The sequence below is a fragment of the Streptomyces boncukensis genome, assembly GCF_011045075.1.
GTDB classification, from domain to species: domain Bacteria; phylum Actinomycetota; class Actinomycetes; order Streptomycetales; family Streptomycetaceae; genus Streptomyces; species Streptomyces boncukensis.
This window is the reverse complement of record NZ_JAAKZZ010000998.1, coordinates 1-1141: the sequence shown is the minus strand read 5'-3', so window position 1 is coordinate 1141 and position 1141 is coordinate 1. Positions and strand designations below refer to the sequence as shown.

At 75.1% G+C, this 1141-nt stretch carries 1 protein-coding gene; it reads right to left on the bottom strand.

The window, feature by feature from the left end; translation table 11 throughout:
- Positions 1 to 19: 19 nt before the first annotated feature.
- On the bottom strand, positions 20 to 1141 hold a 1122-nt coding region (locus G5C65_RS37555; RefSeq protein WP_165303521.1), incomplete at its 5' end, for a branched-chain amino acid aminotransferase.

Here is a 1141-nt window from a genome sequence, read left to right as displayed (position 1 = left end):
GGAGGGAGCGGCGGGCGGCTCACGGCCTCGGGTCGCTCAGCAGTCCGCGCAAATCGGCGGCGGGCCAGCTGAGGGCCACCGGGCCCGGCCCGCCCAGTTCGTGCATCCAGCCGTGCGGATCGGGCGCCGTGCCCTCCTGCAGGGCCAGCAGTTCGGTGCGCAGCCGGGTGGTGACCGGGCCCGCGCGGCCGTCGCCGACCGTCCAGTCGGCGCGCGCCGAGCGCACCGCTCCGACCGGGGTGACGCCCGCCGCGGTGCCGCAGGCGAAGACCTCGGTCAGGGAGCCGTCGGCGGCGTCCCGGCGCCAGTCCTCCAGGGAGACCCCGCGCTCCCTGACCCGGTAGCCGAGGTCCCGGGCGAGGGTGAGGAGGGAGGAGCGGGTGATGCCGGGCAGCAGGGAGCCGGTCAGTCCGGGCGTGACGAGGAGGTCGCCGTAGACGAAGAAGATGTTCATGGCGCCCATCTCCTCCACCCACCGGCGCTCCCGCGCGTCCAGCCAGACCACCTGGTCGCAGCCGTGGGCGGTGGCCTCGGCCTGGCCGGCGAGGGAGGCGGCGTAGTTGGCGCCGGTCTTGGCGGCGCCGGTGCCGCCGGGCGCGGCACGGACGTACTCCTCGGACACCCACACGGAGACCGGCTCCGGGCCCGAGGAGAAGTAGCCGTCGACCGGCGAGGCGATCACGGCGAAGAGGTAGCTGTCGGCGGCGCGGACGCTGAGCGCGGCCTCCGTGGCGACCATGAACGGCCGCAGATACAGCGACTGCCCCGGCCGTTGCGGGATCCAGTCGCGGTCCATGCGCACCAGCGCGTCCAGGGAGGCGAGGAACGTCTTCTCGGGCAGCTCGGGCATGGCCAGCCGTCGCGCGGAGGCCCGGAAGCGGCGGGCGTTCTCCTCCGGGCGGAGGGCGGCTGCCTTCCCGCCGGGACGCCGGTGGGCCTTCAGCCCCTCGAAGACGCTCTGCCCGTAGTGCAGCGCCATGGCGGCGGGGTCGACGGGCAGCGGTCCGTGGCGGGCCATCCGCACGTCATGCCAGCCGTGCGCGGTGTCCCAGGAGATGAGCACCATATGGTCGGTGAAGAACCGGCCGAATCCGGGCCGTTCGAGGATCTCCTCGCGCGGGGGCCGGCCGGGGACGGGGGC